General features: G+C 61.4%; 2 protein-coding genes. One reads left to right on the forward strand and one right to left on the reverse strand.

Annotation, left to right across the window (positions count from 1 at the left end; all coding sequences use genetic code 11):
• Nucleotides 1-86: 86 nt before the first annotated feature.
• Nucleotides 87-284: a four helix bundle suffix domain-containing protein gene (locus tag K419_RS22490; protein WP_226377742.1), complete on the forward strand. Its 198-nt coding sequence runs from the start codon at nt 87-89 to the stop codon at nt 282-284.
• 7 nt (nt 285-291) lie between these two features.
• Here the strand turns inward: K419_RS22490 and K419_RS0118930 are convergent, their stop codons facing one another.
• Entirely contained in the window at nt 292-795 is a 504-nt protein-coding gene (locus tag K419_RS0118930) for a hypothetical protein (protein WP_026842909.1), read from the reverse strand.
• Nucleotides 796-1,033 lie beyond the last annotated feature (238 nt).

Raw genomic sequence — 1,033 nt, forward strand, 5'->3', positions numbered from 1 at the left:
ATGGACCTGATGGACCTGATGGACCTGATGGACCCTGTGCGGCAACTGAGTCCATAAAGTCCACAGGGTCCATTGGGTCCAGGTCCATTGGGTCCACCGGGTCCACTGGCGCTGCTCGGTCCGGCTACGCGGAGGTTGCGGCCAGTGCCGCGCTCACGCTTATCGCGGTGGCTTGCTCGCTGCTGGAAAGACAGCTCGCCGCCCAGGCGGCGGCTTTCCAGAAAGAGGGCGGCTTCACCGAACGCCTCTACCGCACCCGCACCAGCTCCAGAAAGAACCCTTGACCGCCTCCTACGACCCCAGATACCATGCACCGCACCCCAACAGCGCATAGAGCGCGACCCCGGCCGGCCTGGAAAAGGCGACCTTGAAATCCTGCCCGGACGGCACTGAGCTGTAGCAAAAAACGTAGATGACGGCATACATGAGCAGGGTATGCCACAGATCAGCCGGGAACCAACGCCCCCACTGCAGGTAAAGGTAGTAGGCGACCAGGTTCAAGAGCAAAGGGGCCAAGGCCGAGGGGAAGGCGGAAACCGTCCCGGGGCGGCTGATGGTGACGGAACCAAGCACCCACCTCTCCCTTCCCTCGCGCCGCGGCAAGATGCTGAACCCCACGGGCCTGCCGCCGCTTACGGCGGCAACAATCAGGTGGGACAACTCGTGCAAGAGCGTCCCCGGCAGCGCCCAGCAAATCTGCCAAAAGGCCCCTGCCCGTCCAACCATTCCCTGCAGCACCGCCAGCAGTATCACCAGCAGTACCCCTGCAAAATGATGCCAACGCTCCGGATCCATCTCCCCCCCTCGACAAATGCGCGCGCAGCATAACCTGATTCAGCCATCGTGACAACCGCGCAAATGAAAAGGAGCGGTTGCCCGCCCCCTCGCTCTCTGCTATGGTTTACCCGTTCATGAAAGGCGGGACCCGCAGTCGTTCATGCTGCGCCAATTCGCCCAATCTATAAAGCAAAGCAGACAGGAGGACGCATGTTTTTGGAAGGACAACCCGCACCTAATTTTTCCCTGCAGGGAA

Source organism: Citrifermentans bremense R1 (assembly GCF_000426865.1).
Taxonomy (GTDB): domain Bacteria; phylum Desulfobacterota; class Desulfuromonadia; order Geobacterales; family Geobacteraceae; genus Geomonas; species Geomonas bremensis.